Genomic DNA, 24,531 nt, shown 5'->3' on the forward strand with positions numbered 1-24,531 from the left:
TTAAAGAAGCGTTGACCAAAATTACTGTGTGCCGTATTATCGCCCACCTACAGACTTATTGCATTATTTATGCATTTGTTTCTGGGGATAGTCGGGGTGTAGCGCAGCCTGGTAGCGCAACTGCTTTGGGAGCAGTGGGTCGGGAGTTCGAATCTCTCCACCCCGACCAATTTTACTTATGACGAAGCGCTTGTAGCTCATCTGGATAGAGCATCGGCCTTCTAAGCCGAGGGTAACAGGTTCGAGTCCTGTCAAGCGCACCATAAAGTGAGTAAAGTTGGTTAGTTCTATCTTCAAGAGTATAGTAGGTGTCTGTTTGAAATCGTCGATGGTGGGTGTAGCTCAGTTGGTAGAGCCCCTGACTGTGACTCAGGTTGTCGAGGGTTCGAGTCCCTTCATCCACCCCATTTTCGGTTTAAATTTCAATGAGTTACAGCGTTTTTTATTTCCTTATTTCTTCAAGTGTCTAACGTTTTCGACTGCTGTCTAACACTTTCGTTAAGTGCCTAGAATTTCCAACTAATCGTTTTACCTTCTTTATATATATAGCTATTCCCATTGGCCTTAGATTTAAATTAAAATCTAACGACGAATTCATCACTAGGCCAAGTTTTGTCATCTAAACCCTTTCCTATTTTCTTTAGTGAATCTGATTTACTGTCAGCTGATATTAAAACGCTGCTAGAAACTGATTGTTGTCGAGCCATTAATGCCAACGACGAAGAAACTTGTTTTTTAAACTACAACGACGAGTCATTAAGTATCAACCTTCATTTAAATAATGAGAGCTTGAGTTTTTGTGTTGATTTTGTGGCGGGTAAAGCTAAGCATCGGCGGCAATATGGCGGAGGTAAAAAACAACCTTTAGCAAAAGCCTGTGGCATTGACAAACACCCTGAGTGGGCCATTCTGGACGCAACCGCGGGTCTTGGTAAGGATGCCTTTGTTCTCGCTAGTCTGGGGGCGGATATAACCCTCTGTGAGCAACATCCAGCATTGTACGCTCTATTGACTGACGGTATTTATCGAGCGTCTCAAGATATTGACGTTGCCGCCATCGCAAACCGAATGAAATGTGTCCACCATAACTCGGTTGACTACCTAATGAGTCTAGACTCTTCTTTGCTTACGCGACCTGATGTCATCTATTTAGACCCAATGTATCCGGAAAGAAAGAAATCCGCGAAAATAAAAAAAGAAATGCAGGTGTTACAGCACCTTGTAGGTCATGCTAACGATGAAAATGAGTTATTCGTCGTGGCATTAAAAGCAGCACGGCATCGAGTGGTTGTTAAGCGGCCTAAATCTGCTAAAGCCTTGATTAATAGTAAACTCAGCTATACGGTTAGTAGTGTTAATACACGGTATGACGTTTACGTTAAGCAGCCAGTTTAGGGTTTTACCTGCCACCTTCTTTGCTGTTTTTAAACACGCAACATTGAGTTTGAAAGTGATAAGATAACTGGCGATAACACCTTTAACTTACGACAGGGAACCCATCATTACTAATGATTAAATGCTGGGATGTTGCAATATATTCAAAGAGTTTAAATAACGTTACGTGAATCTAAAAACCACTACACCAACCGTTTCTATAGCGCATCAACAAGTTGTTAAGCTGTTAAAAGAATCGGCCTTTCTTGCGCTATTAACCGTCAGCTTATTTTTGCTAGGGTCGCTTTTTAGCTATAACGTAGATGATCCCGGTTGGACTCATCGTGGTGCAGATCAGTCGGTGTCAAATATTACCGGAGTGGTTGGCGCATGGATTGCCGACCTCATGTTATCTATTCTTGGTTTTATGGCGTTCAGTTTTCCATTTATGCTGATGAGCAGTGCGTGGAAGTTTTTGTCAGAAGCACGCAGCGATGAGGCAGATACAATGATGCATCAAGTTATCCGCTGGATTAGTTTTGTTGTTTTTTTAGCGGCCGGCTCAGGTCTTCTTGATATGCATTATTATCAAAGCTGGCTCACTATCCCTGGTTCACCAGGTGGCATCCTTGGGCTAGAGCTGAGTGATTTTTTAACCCAGTTATTTGCTTTTCAAGGTGCAACGCTGATTTTGTTTAGTTTCTTTCTGGTGGGTATTACGTTATCGACTGGGCTTTCTTGGCTCAGCTTAATGGATAAATTAGGGGCGTCATCACTACAGACGTTTAGCAGCATAAAAATATACATTGAAGACAGTAAAGAACGAAAAAAATCTCATAGCGTTAAAAAGCAACGTAAGGACACGTTTAAAAGACAATCACAAATATTCTTCGCTAAACCAAAGGCGCGTATTGCCCCAGTTATAAAAGAGATAAAAAGCAGTGAGCGGGTAGAAAAAGAACGACAAGTGGCTTTATTTGATGATCCAGCGGGTTCATTACCGACGTTGGCGCTACTAGATGAGGCAACTGAACACGTAGAAGGTTACTCCAAAGCGGCTTTGGAAGCGTTATCTAAACTGGTTGAACTGAAGCTACAAGATTTTGGTGTTGAGGTAAACGTTGTTGCGGTAAACCCCGGGCCGGTGATTACGCGTTTTGAAATACAACCTGCCCCTGGCATTAAAGCCAGTCGGATCAGCGGCCTTGCGCAAGACTTAGCTCGTTCGATGTCGACACACAGCGTTCGCGTGGTCGAAGTGATTCCTGGTAAGTCCGTTATTGGCTTGGAAATACCAAATGAATCACGAGAAATGGTTCGACTCAGTGAGATTCTTTCGTCGCAGGCGTATGAAAAATCCAGCTCACCGTTAACCCTTGTACTGGGTAAGGATATATCTGGCCAGCCGACGGTTGCTGATTTGGCTAAAATGCCGCATTTATTGGTAGCGGGTACCACAGGTTCTGGTAAATCAGTTGCCATCAATGCGATGATTTTAAGTTTGCTGTACAAAGCAACGCCTGAGCAAGTCCGAATGATCATGATTGACCCAAAAATGCTGGAGTTATCGGTTTATGAGGGGATTCCACATCTTTTAACGCCGGTAGTGACCGATATGAAAGAAGCGGCTAATGCATTGCGTTGGTCGGTTGCTGAAATGGAGCGACGTTATAAGTTAATGTCACTGTTAGGCGTTAGAAACTTAAGCGGCTATAACAAAAAAGTTAGAGACGCCATAAAGGAGGGTAAACCTCTGGCTGACCCCCTGTGGGAACCCACTGCCTTTATTGATGAAGATGAAGCGGGTACGCTGGCAGAATTGCCGCAAATTGTCATTATTATTGATGAGCTAGCCGACATGATGATGGTAGTCGGTAAGAAAGTTGAAGAACTTATTGCTCGTCTTGCGCAAAAAGCACGTGCCTCAGGCTTGCATCTGGTGCTTGCGACTCAGCGCCCATCAGTCGACGTGTTAACGGGACTTATTAAAGCCAACATCCCTTCGCGAATAGCCTTTCAAGTGTCGTCTAAAATTGACTCGCGCACGATCTTAGATCAATCGGGGGCGGAGTCGTTACTTGGCAATGGCGATATGCTGTATTTACCGCCTGGTTCGGGCTTACCGCAACGTGTGCATGGTGCCTTTGTGGATGACCATGAGGTGCATAAAGTGGTTAGGCAACTGAAAAAATCGGGTAAAACGAACTATATAGAAGGTATTCTAACGTCGTCGGACCCTGCTGAATTTGACGGGGGAGGCTCGGGTGGTGGATCTGAAGACTCAGATGAGCTATATGACCAAGCGTTGAAAATTGTGACAGAAACTCGTCGGGCATCAATTTCTGGCGTGCAACGTCAATTAAGGGTTGGCTATAACCGCGCAGCTCGAATGATTGAAGAAATGGAGCGTTGTGGTGTAGTAGGGCCGCTACAATCTAATGGGTCACGAGAAGTGTTAGCGCCACCACCACCGGAGTTGTAAAATGACGATTATTCGAATTCTTATAAGCGGTTTGATTTTACTGCTTAGTTTTATAAGTGTCAGCTTCGCTAAAAGCGGGCAGGACAGCCTTCAATCACATTTGCAAAACTATAAGCATCTGAGTGGTCAATTTACCCAAATTATTAGTAGCGAACAAAGCAATCATACACAGTCGTCTAGTGGTGAGTTTTGGATAAAAAAACCGAGCCAATTCCGCTGGCACTATTCGACACCATACATCCAAAAAATCATCTCAAACGGTGAAAAGTTATGGGTTTATGATGAAGACCTAGAGCAGGTAACGATTAAAAACGCAGCGGAATCAATCGATTCATCACCGCTGGCGATTATTCTTGGCTCAACGTCCCTCGAACAGCTTTTTAATATCTCTCAGCTAGCTGATAAGGGTGATTTGCAATGGCTACAACTAACTCCTAAGACAGATTCTAGCGGTTTTGAATTCATCAATGTGGGTTTCAATAATGGCTTGTTATCACGTATGGTTTTTCAAGATAACTTCGGACAGACGACCAGTTTATTATTTACTGCCGTTAGTGTTTATACACCTATTGATAGCGATAAATTTGAGTTTGAAGCACCGGAAGGCACAGATGTTTTTGATGAAGTTGCTGATCAATGAATCCAACTGAACCACTAGCCGATCGTCTTAGACCCGAAACATTAAAAGAGTTTTCAGGACAGACACACCTCCTGTCTAAAGGTAAGCCGCTTTACGAGGCTATTCAATCAAGCCAGCTCCACTCGTTAATTTTGTGGGGGCCGCCGGGCGTTGGAAAAACAACATTAGCGAGAATTATTGCGCAACAGGCAGATGCTAACTTTATTGCTCTGTCAGCTGTTTTGGCGGGTGTTAAGGATATTCGAGCCGTTGTTGAAGAAGCAAAAAAAAGTCGTCAAGAAAAACAACAAAATACGATTCTTTTTGTTGATGAGGTGCACCGTTTTAATAAAGCACAGCAAGATGCCTTTTTACCCCACGTAGAGGCCGGTGTTTTTACATTCATCGGGGCAACGACTGAAAACCCATCTTTTTCACTGAATAATGCGCTGTTATCAAGGGCGCGGGTTTATACATTGAAATCGCTGGAAGAAAGTGAGTTAAGAAGCATTTTGGAGAATGCTTTAAAAAATAAAGAAAAAGGGGTTTCTGGTGATTTTTCTATTGATGAGGGCGCGGTACAGATATTAATTAATGCTGCGGATAGTGATGCGCGGCGGCTGTTAAATTTTATTGAACTGTGCGCACAATTGGCACAAACGGTCGATAATAAAACCATCTCTAGCTCTATTGCGGAAGAAGTTGTTAGGGAAGGTGTGCGTCGTTTTGATAATCACGGTGAAGATTTTTATAACCAAATATCAGCATTACATAAGTCTGTTCGGGGCAGTGACCCAGATGCATCCATTTATTGGTTAAGGCGAATGCTAGATGGTGGCTGCGATCCCTTGTACGTTGCTAGGCGCATTGTCCGCATCGCATCAGAAGATATTGGTAATGCTGACCCACGAGCCCTGCAAATAGCCCTTAATTCATGGGAAACTCAAGAAAAGCTTGGTAGCCCAGAAGGTGAGCTTGCATTGGCTCAGGCCGTGACTTACTTGGCATGTGCGGCCAAAAGTAACGCTGTGTATAACGCGTACAATACGGTAGGGGCTGTGATTAAAAGCACCGGTAGTTTAGAAGTGCCGTATCATCTTCGAAATGCGCCCACTAAGCTGATGAAAGAGGAGGGCTATCACAAGGGTTACCGATACGCTCATAACGAACCTAATGCATTTGCTGCCGGTGAAACATATTTACCTGACACATTGCTGGGTTCAACTTATTATGAACCTGTTGAAAGAGGGTTGGAAATCAAAATTTCCGAAAAATTAAAACGTTTAAGACAACTCAACAAACAAGCAAAAAAGATCAATAAACAGTAATACCAAGCAGGTATTATTTATACCAATAATCACACAATGGATATCTTAATGAATAAACACATCGCACTTACGATGCTGCTTCTAGCGCTTTTCTTAAATGGTTGTACAGCCGTATTAGTAGGAGGCGCCGGTGCTGGTGGTTACATAGCTGGAACGGACGAAAGACCTCTAGGAATCATCTCTGAAGATATATCTATCACTGCTAGCGTGAAGACTACATTGATTAAAGATGAGCAAATTGATGCCTTTGATATTAATGTTGATACGTATCGTGGAGTGGTTACCTTATACGGCCATGTCAAAAAAACGGCACAAATTACTCGCGCTGTTCGTCTGGCAAAGACAACTAAGGGCGTTAAAAAAGTCATTTCAAAACTAGCTGTTATTAGGTAAGAAGACACTATGAAAATTTTAATTATTATCGTTGTTATTGCATCAATTTTTTACATGGTACAGCACTTTTTAAGTGGTAAAGCTAAGGTGGGTGCGCAAGAAAACATTAAAGCTGGCGAAGATTTCCTAGCTAAAAATACGCTAGAGGAAGGTGTTAAAACAACAGCTTCTGGTCTGCAGTACTTAGTTCTTTCAAGCGGTAGTGGTGAGGTGCACCCTACGGCTAGTAGCAAGGTTACCGTTCATTATCACGGTACATTATTAGATGGAACGGTATTTGATAGCTCAGTGGATCGAGGTGAGCCGATTGCGTTTGGTTTGAACCAAGTTATTAAAGGTTGGACAGAAGGCGTTCAGCTGATGGTAATCGGTGACAAAACACGTTTTTTCATTCCCAGTAAATTAGCCTACGGAAATCAGTCTATGGGGGCTATTAAAGGCGGTTCGACTTTAATTTTTGAGGTTGAGTTAATTGCCATTGATTAAACTATTCCTTAGCAATAACCCGCTGTAGAAAATGAGGAAATTTATGATGTTGCTCACTTATGTCAGGTTGCGGTAGAAGATACCTCTTCAATTTACACCGCTTATCTTATAAGAGGGTAAAGGAAGTAATAGCGATATAAAAGTGCGTGATTTAGAAATAGATTTTATGGGTTTAGGCGCAATGGGCTAGGCTATTTTTTCTCTTGGGTTGAAGAGGCTAAAACTTCGAACATGCTGAGTGTTATATATGAAGACGTAAGGCATCTAAATCAAGAATAGTAATGGTTTTACCGTGCACTTCAATAAGTTCCTCGTAGGTTAACTGTTTTAAAATCCTAGAGAATGTTTCGGGGCGAACGGCTAACAAGGATGCCAATGTTGCCTTAGGTGCCGTCCATTGTATTTCATAGGGGGAAGGGGTATCGCTAGGGATACCCTTGAGCATAAATTGTATAACGCGCATGGTGGCATTTTGCAGTGTTAGTTGATCGATTTCTTGGATTGAGCTGTGTAGGCGTTGGCTCATTTTAGCGAGTATTTTTATACAAGTTTCTGCGGAATGATCAAGCTGTTTGCGAAAAGTAGACATTTCAATTTGAATAAGCTGGCTGTCTGCAATAGCCTGCGCATGGACTGGATAATGTTGAGATTGCATAAACATGACGGCTTCAGCAAATGTTTGTCTCGGCTGTATTAACTCAATGACTTTTTGCTCGCCATCTGATGATGAGCGATAGAGTTTGACCGTGCCGCTTTCCAAAAAATAAAAAAAATCAGCTGGTTGTTGCTGATGAAATAGATGCTCACCTTCAGTCAGCGATTTATTACGAGCGCCGGACATAACTTGGGAAAACTGTTTGTCATTAAAGCTGGCAAATAATATATGTTCGCGTAATAAATTCATCGGTTTTAGTTTTTTTGATATAGGTCAATTACAGAATTAGCCGTATTGTTTAAAGTGCAGCCTTCACATAAATGACTATGGAGACTATCATGTTTTGTTACCAATGCGAACAAACAGCACATTCAAAAAGAAATGGAATCGGTTGCCAAACGGCGGAAGGAATTTGCGGTAAGGATGCCACTACAGCCGACCTTCAAGACCTACTCACTTATAGTGTTAAAGGTATCGCACAATACGCAAAACTAGCTCGTGAGCTTGGTCAAGTAGACAATAAAGCCGATGTTTTTATTATTTACGGCCTTTTTACAACATTAACGAATGTTAACTTTAGTGCTGACCGCTTTGTTGCTCTAATTGCAGAGGCTGCTGAAACGCGTGACCGTGTGAAGGCGCTATATGAGAATGCAGCTGTTGAACAAAATATTCCTGTCGAAACACCAGAAGGTCCTGCTGTATGGATTCCATCAACGGTGAAAGCGGGCTTATTACTTCAAGTTGAAGCGGCTGCTATTAATAAAGATTTAGATACAGTGGGCGAGGATATTGTGGGTTTGCGTGCAATGATGCTCTATGGTTTAAAAGGTGTTGCGGCTTATTGTTACCATGCACATGCATTGGGTTACGACAATGAGGAAGTCTTTGAACGAATCGAAAAGGCACTTGATCTTCTTGCTAGCGAACCGACGGATGCGCAAATTTTATTAGACGGCTGTCTGGAAGTGGGTGCTATTAATCTGAAAGTAATGGAATTACTTGATGCGGCTAATACTGGAAAATTTGGTGCGCAAGAAGCTGGTGCTGCGCTCGTCACAGCAAAGAAAGGTAAAGCTATTTTAGTCAGTGGTCACGATATGCAAGACCTTCTAGACTTGCTTGAGCAAACTAAAGATATGGATATCAATATTTATACGCATGGTGAAATGTTACCGGCACATGCGTATCCTAAACTTAAGGCCTATCCAAATTTGATTGGTAATTACGGTACGGCGTGGCAGAATCAGCACAAAGAATTTGCCGCCTTCCCAGGCTCAATCGTGATGACATCAAACTGTCTAATCGAACCCCAAGAGTCTTACAAAGATAGAATATTTACTGCTGGACCTGTTGGTTGGCCGGGTATCCCTCATATCGAGCATGGCGATTTCACGCTGGCAATTGAAGCGGCTAAGGCAGCAGTTGGTTTTACTGAAGATGAAGAAGAAAGAACTGTAACCGTTGGCTTCGGTCGTCATACCGTATTAAGTGTGGCTGATAAAGTAATCGATGCGGTTAAGAGTGGAGATATCAGTCATTTCTTCTTAATAGGTGGTTGTGATGGTGCTGCACCAGGTCGTAACTACTATACAGAGGTTGCTGAGAAGACACCTGATGACACCGTCGTTATGACATTGGGCTGTGGTAAATACCGTTTTCATGAGCATGATTTTGGTGATATTGGAGGAATCCCTCGTTTATTGGATATCGGCCAATGCAATGATGCGTACTCGGCTATTCAAATAGCGAGTGCATTAGCAGACGCGTTCGACTGTGATGTTAACGACTTACCTTTAACGATGATGATTTCATGGTTCGAACAAAAAGCAGTCGCTGTGTTACTGAGTTTATTATCGCTCGGTATTAAAGGCATTCATTTAGGCCCGACACTTCCTGGGTTCTTAACACCGAATCTTTTGCAGGTTCTAGTTGATACCTTTGACATTAAGCCCAACGGTGATCCGACAGAGGACTTAGCTAAAGCCTTGGGTAAAGAGGCCGCTTAATCTTAAAATTAAAGTGATAAAGAAGGGTGTATATAGCACCCTTTTTTTATCGCTTAAAGAAGGTTCAGTTTGATCTGATTGTGTTGTTTATCGCGATTGTAGAGAGCGAGATGACTCTATTATGTAGGGCAGACGATTAGATACATTAAGAAAAGTTGAGGCTTGTTGACGTTTGGCAAAATGGATGATTATTTTAGATCGGTGTCTGATTCTAGATAAAAGTGTTCATAGCTTTTTTAATTGGAAGTTAGTAACAAGGCAGGCACGTGCTTAAACAAATCTTTTGGTTTCAGTTGTATTAAGGGTAGAACATTGTTGTAGCTTCGTTAGGTCGATAATGGAAATTTCTTTGTTTCTTTTTCGAATGCATTTTTTCTCGACTAACCGTGTAAAGGCGCGACTCGTTGTTTCACAAGCAAGTCCTAAATAATTGCCAATATCTTGTCGAGACATGGAGAGATGAAAATTGGCTTGATATTGATCTGATCTACTCGTGCGTTTTGAGATAACTAGCAAGAATGTTGCTAGCCTTGCAACAGCCGTCTGTTGGGATAAGCAATTAAAAAAGTCGTGCCCAGATGCTAATGATTGACTAAATAAATTAATGGCCCAATCAGATAAGGATGGTGTGCTTTTTCGTAGCTCGGCAAGCTGCTGATAATTGACTTTACAAAGCAGGGTGTTAGTGATTGTTATTGCTGTACTTAGATAGGCTCTTTTAGAAATACTTTCAAGGCCTACAATATCGCCAGGCAGATAAAAACCGGTAATATTTTCATCGCTTTTAGAGTTGGTAATAAACGTTTTTAGGGCTCCTGATTTGACAATGTAAAGTGCTTGAAAAGTTGTCCCTTGATGATAAATACATTGTTGGCGTGGGTGATTTTTGCCGGAAGACACGATCCTTTCAAGCTTGTTAACCTCGGATTTATCGAAGGCACTGGGTAAGCAGGTGTTTGATAATGAACAATGATTACAATCTTCAGTCATCTAAATCACTTTATCAGTAACGGTTTAATAATTTCATCATAAAAATTTTCTATTAGCAAACATTAATGTTTTGATAAGACATTCTGACTCTTAGATTTTTATCACTGATTCATTTTTTATAAACGTTAATAGTTAAATCGTAATTTTTAGATTTGTTTTTCGTCGATGTGAGTTTTTTGTTTAAAATGGGTCTATAAATTGTTTATATTGAAATTAAAAGGGTGTATTGAAATGAAGAAGCTGATAGGAAAGAGGTGGTTATTTGTTTGTATTGTTCTTGTTATGGGTTTGACGGCTTGTTCTGACAATACAATCGCTGAGTCGAAGAAACTTGCTGCTGATCCACTTGCATTGTTCAAGCTGGATGTTTATAAGAGCCCAACGTGTAGTTGCTGTGGACGCTGGATGACTCATATTGAATCTAAGGGCTTTGATACAACCACGTACCATCCAGCAGACCTCAATGCGGTTAAGCTTAAGCATGGCGTGACAGCTCAATATCAGTCTTGCCATACCGCTGTGTCGAAAGAGGGTTATGTTTTCGAAGGACATATTCCAGCGGATGTGATGCAACGTTTTTTAGCTGAAAAACCTAAAAACGCGCTGGGTTTGGCTGTGCCTGGAATGCCAGTAGGTAGCCCAGGTATGGAAATGGGCAGTCGACGTGATGATTATGACGTCTTGTTGCTGAAAAAGGATGGAGGCTCTTCTGTTTATGCACGTATTCGTCCTAACGGCTAACACCCTAAAGACTTAAATAGAAGTTTGAGCCTGAGATAATGTCGTACCGGTGGGTGAACATGGTTCATTTGATGACAAGGAGTAATGGAAAAATGAAGTACTTAACGTTATTTATATTAAGCACGATGTTTGCTTTGGTGGCTTGTTCTAATGATGGCAGCGCGACCTCTTCAGCAGAAGAGAAAAAAACCGTGTTTGACAGCCAAATTAATGCACTTGAGAAAACACGAAATATCGAAAACATTCTGCAAAAAAGTGCCGATGAACGTCAGGGCGAACTGGATAATCAATAACAATTATAAGATTGCAAAAGATAGTAAAAAAACCTGAACGACCCGCGAATGACGACTGTTGTGGCGGCGGTGGTTGCTGTCCATGTGTTTGGGACTTTTATTTTGACCAGTTAACTCTCTGGGAAGAGCAGGAAACCACAGGAAAAGCTGAAAAAGAAAAAGATACAGCGCTACCCATGGCAGCAACAACAAATCTTTTTCGTTGAGTGGTCAAAAGGGAGCAGAGGCATGGAATTTATCCATGGGATAAATCAGCATATGAAGCTTACATGAGTCAATATTTTAAAAAGCAAGGTTAAGCATATTCTGATAAAGTAACCTTAATATATGATTTTACTTTCTATTATTAATCATTCGGGCTAGATGGTAACGAAACACTTTTCAATTTTGCTGATACTGATGATGGTGATAACGCCAGTTTCAGCCGCGCTTAACGATTGTTCGGGTATGGCGATGACGGCTGTTTCTTCTGAGCAAAGTAGCCAAATGACAATGCACCAGAATGATGTACATATGCTAGATCATCAAGTAGCTGTTCAAAGTGTTGAGAATGTGGGAACTGATAATATGGATACTCTGAATTCTGATTGTTCAGCTCATAACTGTGCCTGCGGTCTCCTTATATCAGCAGCTAGTTTTGATTTGCCGAACATGATTGATTTTTTAAACTTTAAACCATCCTTCCCTTTCAGCACTGCTGTTTCTCCAGAAATAAGACCACCTCTCGTTTAATTGCCTATTAGAGAATAGCGACGCACGCTAGCTCGGCAACTCTGAATTTTAAAAGGATTCATGTACTCATTTGCTTTCGTAAATTGCTGAGATAGTTATACCTGCGTTGCCCTCTAATTTTTCTATTTAGCTATTCCATGTTGTTTGTTTTAGATATCTACGAGGGTATTATGGTTTTACCAAATAAGGCAGTCCCCATTTTATTGCTGGCACTTTTTTGCAGTGTTGTCGATGCGAAAGAATCTGATTTTTTAACCCTACTGTCAGCGGTCAGCATTGCTGTGAAAGATAACCCAAGCCTTGCCGAAATTCAGGCGCGTTCAGACGCAATGAAGACTATTCCTCCACAAGTTGGTGCTTTACCTGACCCAGTGATCAGTTTTAACGCGCTAAATCTGCCGGTCGATACCTTTGATCTCGATCAAGAGAATATGACGCAATTACAAACTGGGGTGTCTCAAGTTATTCCATTTCCAGGTAAATTAGCGCTACGTGAACAGGGTGCGAGTCATGAAGCTGAAGCAGCTGTATATGATGTTGTCGAGGCACGCTGGCTCCTACGAAGAGATGTTAAGAAAACATGGTGGCGAATTTTTTATTTAGATCGGGCGCTGGAAATTATCGCTTTAAACAGGGACTTATTACACCAATTCGTTGAAATCGCACAAACAAAATATAAAGTAGGCGAGGGCCTACAGCAGGATGTTTTACTGGCGCAATTGGAGCTCTCAAAGTTATTGGATAATGAGATCAGCTTGCAGGGAGCTAGAGAACGCACGGAAATACAATTAGCCTCTTTGCTGAGCTGGCCAATGGATCATAAGATCAATGTTCAAAAAGATGTATTGGAATCTACTCCTAGGTTGCTAAATAAACCGGCTTTATTTAAATTAGCAAGCAGTTACCGAGCCCTGTTGGCTTCACGTCGAGAATCCGTCAATGCGGCTCAATCCAAGCTGGAGCTTGCGAAAAAGGGGTTTTACCCAGATTTCAAAGCAGGTGCTTTTTATGGTGTTCGTGATGATATGCCTTCAGGGAGTAGCAGAGCTGATTTTTTTAGCCTAAAACTCAGCATGAATATTCCTATCTTTGCTGCAAAAAAACAGCAAAAAGCGGTTGATCAACGTAATAAAGAGCTCATTCAGCGACGCTTTACGTTGCAGGATGAGTGGAATGGTGTGCGCGCCGATATATCAACGGCCTATGCTGATTACAAGCAGTTTAAGCGACAGGCAGAGCTTTTTAAAAGCGGCATTATTCCTCAGGCAAGACAAACAGTGGCCTCAATGTTGGCGGGTTATCGGGTTAATAAGGTCAGTTTCCTCAACTTAGTGCGAAGTCAAATCACCTTATATAACTATGAAACTCAGTATTGGATGGCCTTTACGGGGGCGAATCGGGCACTCGCACAATTGACGGCCGTTGTCGGCAAGGAAGAGATTTATGAATAAGCTGGTATGGATAATTGCACCTATTATGTTGGTGATTGGTTTAGCTGGTGGTTATTGGTTAGCGGATTCTAAACAGGTCGTCGTGAAACATGAGCCTGCTCAAAGAGAGAGAGAGGTTTTATTTTATCGTCACCCAATGAATCCAGCAGTCACATCGCCTGTGCCTGCGAAAGGTTCGATGGGAATGGAATATACCCCCGTTTATGCAGATTCTAGTAATGAGGAAAAAGAGCCATTAGGAACAGTAAAAATCGATGGTGTTACGGTGCAAAATATCGGTGTGCGGACGACAAGAGCTGTCAGGGAAACGCTGTCGCATACTGTCCGTGCAGTGGGCCGTGTTACTTATAACGAAGAGCGAATGGTGCATCTACATCCGAAGATTGAAGGTTGGATCGCAAAGGTGCATGTTGATAAAACAGGCCAATGGGTGAAAAAAAATAGCGACTTATTAAGTATTTATTCACCACAATTAGTCGCGAGCCAGCAGGAGTATATTCTTGCTCTAAACAATCTTAAGGCATTAGAAAATAGCCCCATTGAAGAGATTAGGAAGGGGGCGGAAGAACTAGTGAACAGCTCGCGGGAACGCTTGAAATTGCTCGATGTCCCGCCACATCAACTGCTTGATTTAGAACGTAATCGCAGTATTAAAAAAGATTTACATATTCACGCCCCCGCAGAAGGGATTGTGATGAGAATTGGTGCTCGCGATGGTCAGTTTGTTACGCCAAAAACTGAAATTTATATGATTGCAGACTTAAGAAAGGTCTGGGTTTATGCCAATATTTATGAATATGAGTTGCCCTGGGTCAAAGAAGGCGATTCGGTGGAAATGCAGTTGGCTGGTATTCCGGGTACGACATTTAAAGGCCACCTCTCTTTTATTTACCCTTATGCGGAAGCAAAAACACGTACGATAAAAGTTCGATTGGTTTTTGATAACCCAGGCTTATTGTTAAAACCTGAGATGTTTGCAGATGTGACAATTCATGCAGGTAAACAGGTTAATGCTGTTGTTATTCCCTCAGAAGCGGTGATTCGTTCAGGGTCACGAAATCAGGTTTTTATCGTCCGTTCACCTGGCAAATTTGAACCTCGGCTGGTGACACTTGGATTGGCTTCAAATGGAAAAGTGGTCGTATTAAAAGGCGTTGAAGTCGGGGAAGAAGTTGTTACTTCAGCACAGTTCTTGATTGACTCGGAATCTAAATTGCGCGAAGCAACAGCCAAAATGCTACAGCCGGAAAACGAAGGTTCGATGACGCCGATGAATCAACCTCAGCAGGAGATAGAGCATGATTAACGCCGTCATCAGCGGTGCTATAAAAGATCGCTTAATGGTGCTTATTGCGACGTTGATTATCATCGTCGCGGGTGTTTGGAGTTATAACAATACGTCGTTGGATGCGATTCCAGATTTATCAGATGTTCAGGTCATCGTGTTCACGAAATATCCCGGGCAGGCCCCTCAAGTTGTAGAGGATCAGGTCACTTATCCGTTAACAACCGCGATGCTCTCTGTTCCGTATTCTAAGGTCGTGCGCGGCTACTCGTTTTTTGGCTTGTCATTTGTCTACGTTATTTTTGAAGATGGTACAGACATGTACTGGGCTCGGTCGCGGGTATTAGAATCGTTAAATTATGTTAGCGGTGATTTGCCTCAAGGTGTTACGCCAACCTTAGGGCCAGATGCAACCGGAGTGGGCTGGATTTACGAATACGCACTGGTAGATAAAACGGGCAAGCATGACCTCGCACAACTTCGTTCGCTTCAGGATTGGTATCTGCGCTATCCCTTGCAAACCGTTAAGGGTGTTTCAGAAGTTGCGTCAGTGGGTGGTTTCGTTAAACAATATCAGGTCGAAGTGGACCCTAACGTATTGCAAGCCTATGGCATTCCATTGTCAAAAGTTAAACAGGCAATAAAACGATCTAATAATGATGTCGGCGGGCGACTATTAGAAATGGCGGAAACTGAATATATGGTGCGTGGGCTGGGCTACATTCATTCGGTTTCTGATTTAAATGTTATACCCGTGGGTGTTGATGAAAACGGAACGCCGATTCGTTTGCAAGATGTTGCGCACGTTCATATTGGACCTGAACTGCGTAGAGGTGTTGCCGAACTGAATGGCGAAGGTGAAGTGGCCGGTGGCATTGTGGTTATGCGTTCCGGCGAAAACGCATTAGCGATCATTCAAGAACTGAGAAAGAAATTGGATGAGCTAAGGCAGGGCTTGCCAGAAGGAGTGGAAATTATTCCAGTTTATGACAGGGGCCAGCTAATTGAGCGCGCCGTTAAAAGTTTAAATACCTCCTTGATGCAGGAGTTAGCCATCGTCAGTTTGGTTGTTATACTTTTTTTACTGCATGCGCGTTCGGCCTTAGTGGCTATTGTGACCTTGCCATTGGGCATCTTAATGGCCTTTATTGTGATGAAGTTTCAAGGCTTAAATGCCAATATTATGTCTCTTGGTGGAATTGCAATTACCATTGGTACGATGGTCGATGGTGCCATTGTTATGGTGGAGAATGCGCATAGGCATTTGGAGCAGGCTTTTGTAGATAAAGGGAGGGATCTGACGGCTCAAGAGCGCTGGGAAACCATTGGAAATTCTGCGCGTGAAGTTGGCCCCGCTCTATTTTTCTCTTTACTCATCATTACCGTTTCCTTTTTACCGATCTTTACAATGCAGGCACAAGAAGGGCGTATGTTTAGCCCACTAGCTTTTACCGCTACTTACGCAATGGCTGCCTCAGCCATACTTGCGATAACCTTAGTACCGGTGATGATGGGGTATTTTATTCGCGGGAAAATAGTTTCTGAAAAACAAAATCCAATCAATCGTGCGCTACACACGATACATACACCGTTGTTAAAAAAGGCTATGCAGTGGCGTAAGGTGACAATCGCGCTGGGGTTGGGGCTTTTGGCTGCAAGCTACTACCCCTATTCAAAACTCGGCAGCGAATTCATGCCGCCGCTAGATGAAGGCGATATTTTATATATGCCAATCACCTTTCCCGGCATATCAATTACCAAGGCAAAAGAATTATTACAACAAACCGATAAGGTTTTAAAAACCTTTCCAGAAGTGCTTTCTGTCTTTGGTAAGGTCGGTAGGGCAGAGACGGCAACTGATTCTGCGCCTTTATCGATGATCGAAACCACGGTTCGTTTAAAACCAAAAGAGCAATGGCCTAACCCTGATAAAACGACTCAGCAACTGATGAATGAGATGGATAAGGCTATGCAGTTCCCGGGTGTTGCCAATGCTTGGACAATGCCCATTAAAACACGTATCGATATGCTATCAACGGGCATAAAAACCCCGGTGGGTATCAAGGTGTCCGGGCCTGATTTGAATGTACTACAGACACTTTCACAGCAAATAGAAAGTGTCATGAAAACGTTACCAGAAACAACCTCAGCTTTTGGTGATCGGGCGGTAGGGGGCTATTACCTAGATTTTGACATAAATCGAGAAACAGCAGCCCGTTATGGGCTGACCGTGGGAGACGTCCAAGATGTCATTCAAAGTGCTATCGGAGGAATGACGGTAACCGAAACGGTGGAAGGCTTAGAGCGTTACTCGGTCAACCTACGTTACCCGCGCGAGCTAAGAGATAATATGGAAAGCTTGAAGCGGGTATTGATTCCAACGCCAGTGGGAAGCCAAATACCACTAGTGCAGGTGGCAGATTTGAACCTTAGGCGCGGCCCACCGGTTATTAAAAGCGAGAACGCACGGCCGAATGCTTGGATTTATGTTGATATAAATACCTCGGATATTGGTGGGTTTGTTGCCAAAGCCAAGCTGCTACTGGCCGAAAAATTGACTATTCCAGTGGGCTATACGCTTACTTGGTCGGGGCAGTTTGAATATATGGAGCGCGCAGCTAAACGACTACAGCTGGTTGTTCCGGCGACCTTGTTAATTATTTTCTTGCTGCTTTATTTTAACTTCCGCAATATTGTCGAGCCGGTTATCGTCATGCTAGCGCTACCGTTTGGAGTGATTGGTGGAATCTGGTTGATTTATTTCAATGGCTTCAACTTGTCGGTGGCTGTCTACGTTGGCTTTATCGCCTTAGCTGGAATGGCGGCAGAAATAGGGGTATTAGTGCTGAGTTTTATTGATATGGAAATCAGCAAACGACGCGCTGCAAGTACAGAACCATTAACAGCAGATGAAATAATGGATGCGACTCATTCGGCAACCACCCTTCGGGTACGCCCAGTGGTGATGACAGCTGTTTCAACCATGGCCGGTTTACTGCCAATTATGCTTAGTAGCGACACCGGTTCAGACGTGACGCATCGTATTGCTGCACCGATGCTAGGGGGGATGTTGAGCGTATTGGTCTTAAATTTATTGGTGCTACCGGTTATCTATAGTTTTGTTTTGCAGTTTCAGGAAAATAAAAAAAGTTTAAAGCAGGAGAGTTAACAACTAAAAAATCAATGGCCCAGCCTTGTAATCGGGCTGGGTTATTGAGTTTTTCAATCAGCATATTGTTTGAGGGCGCAGGTGGGTTTATACAACCTGTCCCGCACACCAACCAGATGACCAAGCCCACTGAAAGTTATAGCCGCCGAGCCAACCGGTGACATCTACAACCTCGCCGATAAAATATAGCCCCTCGGTTTTTTTGGATTGCATCGTTTGCGACGATAGTTCATCACAATCGACACCTCCGAGAGTGACTTCTGCTGTCCGGTAACCTTCGGTGCCATTAGGTTTTATTTGCCATTGATGCAGTTTATTAGCGACCTCCTTAAACAGTTGGTGGCTGATGCTTTGTAATGTCTTGTCGAGCAAGTCTTCATCAAATAATGCTGTAACCAGCCGCTTGGGCAAATGTTCGGCGAGAGCCGTTTTTAAATGTGTTTTGGCCTGTTCGTTTTGCTTGTTCTTCAAGAAATTTTCGATGTCGATATCGGGTAATAGGTTAATGCTGATGGGCTCGCCTGCCTTCCAGTATGACGATATTTGTAAAATAGCCGGCCCGCTTAAGCCTCTATGGGTCAGCAATATATTTTCTCTAAAACTGATGGAGTGAGAGCTAACCACCGCATCAACGGCAATCCCCGATAGATCTGCAAGCCAAGCTTTATCATTGTTTTGCAGAGTCAAAGGCACCAGTGCTGCGCTGGTAGCTAAAACCTTATGGCCGAATTGTTTGGCTAGGTTATAACCAAATGGCGTAGCGCCCATTTTGGGAATGGATAAGCCGCCGGTCGCGATAACGAGGGATTGACAATGGAATAGACCGGCAGATGTTTCAATGTCGAATTGTTCGGTCGTTGTTTTTTCTATGCCGTGAATGTCACACTTCAATTTAATTTGAACACCCGCATGGGCGCACTCAGACAGCAACATCGTGAGAATATCTTTTGCACTGTCATCACAAAATAGTTGCCCGTGTTTTCGCTCATGAAAGGGGATCTTGTAGTCACTAACCAGTCCAATAAAATCCCATTGCGTATAACGGCTGATAGCTGATTTACAAAAATGTGGGTTATGCGAGATGAAGTTTTCAGCATCAATATTGTAATTAGTGAAATTGCAGCGACCGCCGCCAGACATTAGGATTTTTTTGCCGGCCTTGTTTGCGTGGTCAAGCACCACAACGTTGCGGCCACGCTTACCCGCCTCTATGGCGCACATTAAGCCAGAAGCGCTAGCGCCGATGATAAGAACATCAATGGGTTTATTGGTTATGGGTGTGCTTACTTTGGTTAGAATATCGGACATTTATAATTGATGGCGTTTGATTATTGACTGAGTGGTTGAAATTCTGATGAATGCCCCAATGTTTTAAAGCAAGTTTGCAATCATCAATAAGTCTGCTAAACAAGGTATTGTATAAAACCCACGAATAAAAAGGATAGATAAACGATGTTAGAAGGAAGTTTAAGTGACGCTAAAATAGCTATTCAGCAACTTAAGACCAGGGTCACTCAGCAAATTATTGGTCAGGATGCCTTAGTAGAGAGAATGCTAATTGCTTTGTTAGCTGACGGGCATATTTTAGTTGAAGGTGCACCGGGACTTGCCAAAACGCGAGCAATTAATGTGCTCAGTCAAGGTGTTGAGGCAGACTTTCATCGGGTGCAGTTTACCCCAGATCTGCTTCCTTCTGATTTAACCGGCACTGATATCTATCGCCCAGAACAGGGCACATTTGAGTTTCAAAAAGGCCCTTTATTCCACAACCTTGTGTTGGCTGACGAAATAAACCGTGCTCCCGCTAAAGTACAAGCAGCACTGTTAGAAGCAATGGCTGAAAGGCAAATCACGGTGGGCGGTTCGACTTACCCACTACCGGGCTTGTTTATGGTGATGGCAACGCAAAATCCACTTGAGCAAGAAGGTACTTACCCGCTGCCTGAAGCACAGTTAGACCGTTTCTTGTTGCATATAAAAATTGATTACCCTAACGCAGCGCATGAGAAAGAAATTTTGCACCTGGCTAGAGCTGAAGAAAAGTCGAGTGAACAAAAAGCCGTCAGTGCTCAACCGATGACGCAGCAGCAGTTATTCTCTGCACGCCAAGAAATACTGGACGTGTATATGAGTGATGAGCTGGAAGATTATCTTTTGCAGCTGGTTTTAGCTACACGCGACCCCGCAGCCTACGGCGATGATTTAGCAGCTTGGATTCAATACGGCGCTAGCCCAAGAGCGAGCATTGCATTAGACCGTTGTGCGCGTGCTAAAGCTTGGTTGCAACAGCGTGACTTTGTTACGCCAGAAGACATTCAAAGCATTGCGTATGATGTATTGCGCCATCGTTTAATCTTGTCGTACGAAGCTGAGGCGGAAGGCATCAGCGCCGATAGATTTATTAAAGAACTTATCGCTAGAATAGCCGTGCCGTAAATGAATGATGTTATGCAGAACGATGAACGAGTCATTGTTCGGTTGAAACCATTAGTGGACTTGGCAAAAAAAGCCGCCTTCTTAACCAGTCGTCAGCAGCGGATAAAAGCGGCTCAAAGTGGTGGTTATGTCTCGCGTTTTAAAGGCCGTGGGATGGAGTTTGATGAAGTGCGCTTGTATCAAGCCGGTGATGATATCCGCAGTATCGACTGGCGGGTGACGGCACGCACGAATAAAACGCACAGCAAAGTGTTTCGTGAGGAAAGAGAGCGACCCATTTTTATTTCTGTCGATTTGCGCCCGATGATGAACTTTGCAACGCGGGGTGTTTTTAAGTCGGTACAGGCATCAAAAGTGGCGGCGTTACTGGCGTGGTCTGCTCAACTAAATGGAGATAGGGTTGGTGGACAAGTGTTTAACGCAGAGGGTTGTCAGGAGTTAAAGCCAGCATCGGGTAGGCGGGCTGTTTTACATTTATTGAACGCCTTGGTTAAACAGACGCTTTCGGTCGCAGAGCCTTTGTCTTTAGAACAAGTACTTAATCGTTTGACTAAGCATGCGCGGCCGGGCAGTTTGCTTTATATCGTCAGTGATTTTCGTGGTTTTAACGACAAGGTTGAACGGCAATTATCGAAATTGGCACGGCACTGTGAGATTGAACTGGTACACATCTATGACCCATTAGAAAGCCATCTTCCAAAAAAAGGCCAGTACCGTTTTACCAATGGTGAACGGGATATTGTTATTGATACCAGTAATAATCAAGGCGTATTGGCTTACCAGCAGCATTATCAACAACGACAAGAGCAGCTAAAAACGATGTGCAAAAAATGGCGTATGTCATTAATACAATGTAGTACAAGTGATAACCCATTTGAGGTACTAAGTTAGTGGATCAAGAACTCCCTCTGCGTGATATACATTTACCTGAGGCCATTACGTGGTGGCCACCAGCGATAGGCTGGTGGTTATTGTTATTCGTTATTCTTGCAGCCTTAGTGGGTGGCTGGATGTTGTATAAAAAGTTAACACGACGGACAGCCATCAAAACTGGGTTCGGAATTTTGTTGAGTATCAAGCAGAGTGAAGAAAATGATCAATTAGCCCTACTAAAGCAACTATCTAGTTGTATACGCAGAGTAGCGATGAGCACGGATTCGCGCGCTGAAGTGGCCAGTTTAACCGGTGAGAAATGGTTGAGTTACTTAGATCAATCGGTTGAAGGGACCCCCTTTAGTAGCGGTGTAGGGCAATATTTATCAGATGCGCATTATCGCCAAACGGCTCCAGAAGGGCTGGATTCGGAAGCTTTAATTAATTTATGCGAGAGTTGGCTTAAGGGGCGAAAAGCATGATTCACATCGAGTGGCCTCAGTTGTTGCTAGTTTTGCCGTTACCGCTGATATTTCGTTGGTTACTGCCGGCACAAAAACCCACCACGGAGGCAGCACTTAAAGTGCCCTTTATTGACGATTTTAGTCGTGCAGGAAGTAAAAGCAGTGTGTCAAAAAACAAACCTTGGTTACTATGGTTAGCCACTATTGCTTGGGTTTTATTGGTCATGTCGGCGAGTCGACCTCAATGGTTAGGTGAACCGATTGAACAAGCGGTGAGTGGCCGAGATTTAATGCTAGCTGTCGATGTTTCTGGCAGTATGGACGAAGAAGATTTTGTTATTGACGGCTCACGAGTTGACCGTTTAACGGCAACAAAGCACGTTGCAAGTGCTTTTATAGAACGGCGTACAGGCGATCGATTAGGGCTGATATTATTTGGCACTACCGCCTACTTGCAAACACCGCTCACCTTTGACCGAAAAACGGTTATTACCTTACTTAATGAAGCGTTCATCGGGATCACCGATGATGAACCCGCGACCTCGATTGGTGACTCGATTGGTTTAGCCGTTAAGCACTTAAAGGATGAGAAGGCGAATAGTCGAGTATTGGTATTATTGACCGACGGAGCGAATACTGCAGGTGAAATTACACCGATGCAAGCGGCACAAATAGCAGCAGATCACCAGCTTAAAATATATACGATAGGTATTGGTGCCGATCAAATGCTGGTTCGCAGTTTTTTTGGCAATCGCAAGGTCAACCCGTCACGTGACTTGGATGAAAAAACATTAACAGCGATCGCCGATAAAACGAACGGTCGATATTTTCGTGCTCGAAGCAAAGAAGAGCTTGAGAACATCTATGAACTGTTGGATCAGCTCGAGCCGGTTGAAAAAAGCAAGCAATTCTATCGACCAATGAGTGAACTTTACCCTTGGCCATTAGCATTCAGTTTGATGTTAACGGCGCTACTCGTTATTGGTAGATTGAGGTTTACATGAACTGGCTAGATTTTCATTTTATTAGGCCATATTGGCTGTTGACGCTTATTCCAGCGGTTGGGTTAATGATTGTATCGGTCAAACATACCTTAAGCAGGGGGCAGTGGGTGGATGTGTGTGATGTCGAGTTGTTGCCTTTTATTCTAGAAAACAAAAATAGCTCTCAAAGCCATTGGGTATTTGGTGCTTTATCTTTTGCTGTGTTGCTGGCTATTGTCGCTTTAGCAGGGCCTACTTGGGAGAGGTTGGATACGCCGGTGTTTAGAAACGATGCGGCCTTAGTTATCGCATTAGATCTGTCTCAAACCATGAATGCTACCGATATAAAACCAAGTCGATTAGTGCGTGCGCGCTATAAAATTGCCGATATATTAAGGCAACGTAAAGACGGCTTAACTGCCTTAGTTGTGTATTCAACCGATGCATTTACCGTAACGCCTTTAACCAGTGATGTTGCTACGATTGAAAGTCAGTTAAATGCCTTGGAAAGCCATTTGATGCCCCGACAAGGTAAAGATACGCAGTCGGTATTGAAACTAGCCGTTAAGCTTTTAAAACAAGCGGGTCAAAAGCAAGGCAATATTTTTCTTATAACGGATGCGGTGAAGTCGGATGTCGACCAGTTGTCGGACGAACTGTCTGCTTATGCAGTGTCCGTACTCGGTGTCGGTACGGAAAGTGGCGGGCCAGTTAAGTTGGCAGGTGGCGGCTTTTTAAAAGACCGCCACGGGAATATTGTGGTGCCTAAGTTAGCAGCGTCGCGGCTTGCTTCGTTGGCAAGAAAAGCCGGCGGTAGCTATAGCGCTATTACATCGGATGATAGCGATATAAAAACATTACTTTCAAGTATAGAACGGCCCGCGACAAATTCTGCTAATAGTGAAAACAATGGCCTCATTGAAGAGTGGAGTGACAAAGGCGCTTGGCTATTATTACTGGTATTACCCTTGGTAGCACTGGGCTTCCGTAAAGGCTTGTTAATGCTGTGTTTATTTGTAATATTACCGATGCCGACAAGTAGTTACGCAATTGAATGGGGCGACCTTTGGCTGACCAAAGATCAACAAGCTCAGCAGGCGTTCCAGCAGCAGCAATTTGAACAGGCCGCAGAAAAATTTCAAACAGCGCAATGGAAAGCCGCCGCAGAGTATAAAGCAGGGCAATATAAGCAAGCTATTGAGCAACTTAAACCCATTGAAACGGCTGATAGTTATTACAACTTAGGAAATAGCTTTGCCAAATTAGCGCAATTAGAAAAGGCAAAAGAAGCTTATAAAAAGTCGTTAGAATTAAAGCCCGACGATGAAGATGCACAATACAATTTGCAGTTAATTGAGGATGCTTTAAAAAAAGCGCCGCCAAAAGGTGAGCAGACACAAGGCGAGCAACAGCAAAATGAACAACAGTCGGATAATTCAGAAGGTGGCAGTCAGCAAGCCGATCAACAACAAAGCGATGAAGAGCAAGAGTCGGGCGCACCTTCTACAAAACCAACAGAAAAGCAAAATGATGAACAGCCTGAAGCATCTGACGAAAAAGAATCCGAGTTAGAGCAGGCTGATTTAGAAAGTAAATCAGCTGAAGGTGGTGAAGCGAGTGACAGTCAACAAGCAAGCACTGCCAGTTTATCGGATGAAGAAAAACAGGCAGCGGAACAGTGGTTAAACCGTATTCAGGATGATCCTGCGGGCTTATTAAAACGAAAATTTAAATATCAATATGGTCAACGACAACAACGTTAAGAGTA

Annotated in this window: 22 protein-coding genes and 3 tRNA genes; 22 read left to right on the top strand and 3 right to left on the bottom strand. The window is 43.3% G+C overall.

The genetic code is table 11. The features are described from left to right. The first annotated feature begins 92 nt into the window (after nt 1–92). From AB1Y31_04380 to AB1Y31_04420, 9 genes are all read left to right on the top strand, one after another. Nucleotides 93–169: transfer RNA gene (locus AB1Y31_04380), tRNA-Pro, on the top strand. A 17-nt stretch (nt 170–186) separates the two neighbouring features. Next, a tRNA-Arg gene (locus AB1Y31_04385) sits at nt 187–263 on the top strand. 68 nt (nt 264–331) lie between these two features. Continuing rightward, nucleotides 332–407 (top strand) — tRNA-His (locus AB1Y31_04390). A 205-nt stretch (nt 408–612) separates the two neighbouring features. After that, nucleotides 613–1,395: a class I SAM-dependent methyltransferase gene (locus tag AB1Y31_04395; GenBank protein MEW4982404.1), complete on the top strand. Its 783-nt coding sequence runs from the start codon at nt 613–615 to the stop codon at nt 1,393–1,395. A gap of 166 nt (nt 1,396–1,561) precedes the next feature. After that, nucleotides 1,562–3,856 carry a DNA translocase FtsK 4TM domain-containing protein gene (locus AB1Y31_04400; protein ID MEW4982405.1) on the top strand — a complete coding sequence of 765 codons (2,295 nt, stop codon included), beginning with the start codon at nt 1,562–1,564 and terminating at the stop codon, nt 3,854–3,856. Nucleotide 3,857: 1 nt separating this feature from the next. Then, complete coding sequence (gene lolA, locus AB1Y31_04405; protein MEW4982406.1) at nt 3,858–4,496, top strand: outer membrane lipoprotein chaperone LolA; 639 nt, start codon at nt 3,858–3,860, stop codon at nt 4,494–4,496. Beyond that, entirely contained in the window at nt 4,493–5,803 is a 1,311-nt protein-coding gene (locus tag AB1Y31_04410) for a replication-associated recombination protein A (GenBank protein MEW4982407.1), read from the top strand. Before lolA ends, AB1Y31_04410 begins: the two co-directional genes overlap by 4 nt. Before the next feature lie 48 nt (nt 5,804–5,851). Continuing rightward, nucleotides 5,852–6,196, top strand: a complete 345-nt coding sequence (locus AB1Y31_04415) for a BON domain-containing protein (protein ID MEW4982408.1) — start codon at nt 5,852–5,854, stop codon at nt 6,194–6,196. Nucleotides 6,197–6,205: 9 nt separating this feature from the next. Further along, nucleotides 6,206–6,682 carry an FKBP-type peptidyl-prolyl cis-trans isomerase gene (locus AB1Y31_04420; protein MEW4982409.1) on the top strand — a complete coding sequence of 159 codons (477 nt, stop codon included), beginning with the start codon at nt 6,206–6,208 and terminating at the stop codon, nt 6,680–6,682. Between the two features lie 241 nt (nt 6,683–6,923). Here the strand turns inward: AB1Y31_04420 and AB1Y31_04425 are convergent, their stop codons facing one another. Next, nucleotides 6,924–7,586 carry a Crp/Fnr family transcriptional regulator gene (locus tag AB1Y31_04425; GenBank protein MEW4982410.1) on the bottom strand — a complete coding sequence of 221 codons (663 nt, stop codon included), beginning with the start codon at nt 7,584–7,586 and terminating at the stop codon, nt 6,924–6,926. Nucleotides 7,587–7,675: 89 nt separating this feature from the next. On the opposite strand from AB1Y31_04425, the gene hcp reads away from it, so the two are divergent. Further along, complete coding sequence (gene hcp, locus AB1Y31_04430) at nt 7,676–9,346, top strand: hydroxylamine reductase (protein MEW4982411.1); 1,671 nt, start codon at nt 7,676–7,678, stop codon at nt 9,344–9,346. Between the two features lie 270 nt (nt 9,347–9,616). On the opposite strand, the gene AB1Y31_04435 is transcribed toward hcp, so the two are convergent. Next, complete coding sequence (locus AB1Y31_04435) at nt 9,617–10,336, bottom strand: helix-turn-helix domain-containing protein (protein ID MEW4982412.1); 720 nt, start codon at nt 10,334–10,336, stop codon at nt 9,617–9,619. Between the two features lie 231 nt (nt 10,337–10,567). On the opposite strand from AB1Y31_04435, the gene AB1Y31_04440 reads away from it, so the two are divergent. From AB1Y31_04440 to AB1Y31_04470, 7 genes are all read left to right on the top strand, one after another. Next, nucleotides 10,568–11,077: a DUF411 domain-containing protein gene (locus tag AB1Y31_04440; GenBank protein MEW4982413.1), complete on the top strand. Its 510-nt coding sequence runs from the start codon at nt 10,568–10,570 to the stop codon at nt 11,075–11,077. Nucleotides 11,078–11,169: 92 nt separating this feature from the next. After that, entirely contained in the window at nt 11,170–11,370 is a 201-nt protein-coding gene (locus tag AB1Y31_04445; GenBank protein ID MEW4982414.1) for a hypothetical protein, read from the top strand. A gap of 11 nt (nt 11,371–11,381) precedes the next feature. Next, nucleotides 11,382–11,576, top strand: coding sequence for an oxidoreductase-like domain-containing protein (locus tag AB1Y31_04450; protein MEW4982415.1), 195 nt, complete (start codon nt 11,382–11,384; stop codon nt 11,574–11,576). A gap of 193 nt (nt 11,577–11,769) precedes the next feature. After that, nucleotides 11,770–12,102: a hypothetical protein gene (locus tag AB1Y31_04455; GenBank protein ID MEW4982416.1), complete on the top strand. Its 333-nt coding sequence runs from the start codon at nt 11,770–11,772 to the stop codon at nt 12,100–12,102. A 170-nt stretch (nt 12,103–12,272) separates the two neighbouring features. Beyond that, nucleotides 12,273–13,553, top strand: coding sequence for a TolC family protein (locus AB1Y31_04460; GenBank protein MEW4982417.1), 1,281 nt, complete (start codon nt 12,273–12,275; stop codon nt 13,551–13,553). Further along, nucleotides 13,546–14,859, top strand: a complete 1,314-nt coding sequence (locus AB1Y31_04465) for an efflux RND transporter periplasmic adaptor subunit (protein MEW4982418.1) — start codon at nt 13,546–13,548, stop codon at nt 14,857–14,859. The genes AB1Y31_04460 and AB1Y31_04465 overlap by 8 nt, the downstream gene beginning before the upstream one ends. Beyond that, nucleotides 14,852–18,007, top strand: a complete 3,156-nt coding sequence (locus tag AB1Y31_04470; protein MEW4982419.1) for a CusA/CzcA family heavy metal efflux RND transporter — start codon at nt 14,852–14,854, stop codon at nt 18,005–18,007. The genes AB1Y31_04465 and AB1Y31_04470 overlap by 8 nt, the downstream gene beginning before the upstream one ends. An 87-nt stretch (nt 18,008–18,094) precedes the next feature. Here the strand turns inward: AB1Y31_04470 and AB1Y31_04475 are convergent, their stop codons facing one another. After that, nucleotides 18,095–19,315 carry an NAD(P)/FAD-dependent oxidoreductase gene (locus AB1Y31_04475; protein ID MEW4982420.1) on the bottom strand — a complete coding sequence of 407 codons (1,221 nt, stop codon included), beginning with the start codon at nt 19,313–19,315 and terminating at the stop codon, nt 18,095–18,097. A gap of 144 nt (nt 19,316–19,459) precedes the next feature. Between AB1Y31_04475 and AB1Y31_04480 the strand changes: the two genes are divergently transcribed. Genes AB1Y31_04480 through AB1Y31_04500 form a run of 5 tightly spaced genes read left to right on the top strand, consistent with a single transcriptional unit; the run spans nt 19,460 to nt 24,526 of the window. After that, nucleotides 19,460–20,443, top strand: a complete 984-nt coding sequence (locus AB1Y31_04480; GenBank protein MEW4982421.1) for a MoxR family ATPase — start codon at nt 19,460–19,462, stop codon at nt 20,441–20,443. Further along, nucleotides 20,444–21,334: a DUF58 domain-containing protein gene (locus tag AB1Y31_04485; GenBank protein ID MEW4982422.1), complete on the top strand. Its 891-nt coding sequence runs from the start codon at nt 20,444–20,446 to the stop codon at nt 21,332–21,334. Further along, nucleotides 21,334–21,798, top strand: a complete 465-nt coding sequence (locus AB1Y31_04490; protein MEW4982423.1) for a DUF4381 domain-containing protein — start codon at nt 21,334–21,336, stop codon at nt 21,796–21,798. Before AB1Y31_04485 ends, AB1Y31_04490 begins: the two co-directional genes overlap by 1 nt. Beyond that, nucleotides 21,795–22,784 carry a VWA domain-containing protein gene (locus AB1Y31_04495; protein MEW4982424.1) on the top strand — a complete coding sequence of 330 codons (990 nt, stop codon included), beginning with the start codon at nt 21,795–21,797 and terminating at the stop codon, nt 22,782–22,784. Before AB1Y31_04490 ends, AB1Y31_04495 begins: the two co-directional genes overlap by 4 nt. Beyond that, nucleotides 22,781–24,526, top strand: coding sequence for a VWA domain-containing protein (locus AB1Y31_04500; GenBank protein MEW4982425.1), 1,746 nt, complete (start codon nt 22,781–22,783; stop codon nt 24,524–24,526). Before AB1Y31_04495 ends, AB1Y31_04500 begins: the two co-directional genes overlap by 4 nt. The last annotated feature ends 5 nt before the right edge of the window (nt 24,527–24,531 follow it).

Source organism: Cycloclasticus sp., from assembly GCA_040743155.1.
Lineage (GTDB): Bacteria > Pseudomonadota > Gammaproteobacteria > Methylococcales > Cycloclasticaceae > Cycloclasticus.

Excerpts from the sequence above, each read along its gene's own strand:
- lolA (MEW4982406.1), top strand. The coding sequence starts at position 3,858 with ATGACGATTATTCGAATTCTTATAAGCGGTTTGATTTTACTGCTTAGT.
- AB1Y31_04410 (MEW4982407.1), top strand. The coding sequence starts at position 4,493 with ATGAATCCAACTGAACCACTAGCCGATCGTCTTAGACCCGAAACATTA.
- AB1Y31_04415 (MEW4982408.1), top strand. The coding sequence starts at position 5,852 with ATGAATAAACACATCGCACTTACGATGCTGCTTCTAGCGCTTTTCTTA.
- AB1Y31_04420 (MEW4982409.1), top strand. The coding sequence starts at position 6,206 with ATGAAAATTTTAATTATTATCGTTGTTATTGCATCAATTTTTTACATG.
- AB1Y31_04425 (MEW4982410.1), bottom strand. The coding sequence starts at position 7,586 with ATGAATTTATTACGCGAACATATATTATTTGCCAGCTTTAATGACAAA.
- hcp (MEW4982411.1), top strand. The coding sequence starts at position 7,676 with ATGTTTTGTTACCAATGCGAACAAACAGCACATTCAAAAAGAAATGGA.
- AB1Y31_04435 (MEW4982412.1), bottom strand. The coding sequence starts at position 10,336 with ATGACTGAAGATTGTAATCATTGTTCATTATCAAACACCTGCTTACCC.
- AB1Y31_04440 (MEW4982413.1), top strand. The coding sequence starts at position 10,568 with ATGAAGAAGCTGATAGGAAAGAGGTGGTTATTTGTTTGTATTGTTCTT.
- AB1Y31_04445 (MEW4982414.1), top strand. The coding sequence starts at position 11,170 with ATGAAGTACTTAACGTTATTTATATTAAGCACGATGTTTGCTTTGGTG.
- AB1Y31_04455 (MEW4982416.1), top strand. The coding sequence starts at position 11,770 with ATGATGGTGATAACGCCAGTTTCAGCCGCGCTTAACGATTGTTCGGGT.
- AB1Y31_04460 (MEW4982417.1), top strand. The coding sequence starts at position 12,273 with ATGGTTTTACCAAATAAGGCAGTCCCCATTTTATTGCTGGCACTTTTT.
- AB1Y31_04465 (MEW4982418.1), top strand. The coding sequence starts at position 13,546 with ATGAATAAGCTGGTATGGATAATTGCACCTATTATGTTGGTGATTGGT.
- AB1Y31_04470 (MEW4982419.1), top strand. The coding sequence starts at position 14,852 with ATGATTAACGCCGTCATCAGCGGTGCTATAAAAGATCGCTTAATGGTG.
- AB1Y31_04475 (MEW4982420.1), bottom strand. The coding sequence starts at position 19,315 with ATGTCCGATATTCTAACCAAAGTAAGCACACCCATAACCAATAAACCC.
- AB1Y31_04480 (MEW4982421.1), top strand. The coding sequence starts at position 19,460 with ATGTTAGAAGGAAGTTTAAGTGACGCTAAAATAGCTATTCAGCAACTT.
- AB1Y31_04485 (MEW4982422.1), top strand. The coding sequence starts at position 20,444 with ATGAATGATGTTATGCAGAACGATGAACGAGTCATTGTTCGGTTGAAA.
- AB1Y31_04495 (MEW4982424.1), top strand. The coding sequence starts at position 21,795 with ATGATTCACATCGAGTGGCCTCAGTTGTTGCTAGTTTTGCCGTTACCG.
- AB1Y31_04500 (MEW4982425.1), top strand. The coding sequence starts at position 22,781 with ATGAACTGGCTAGATTTTCATTTTATTAGGCCATATTGGCTGTTGACG.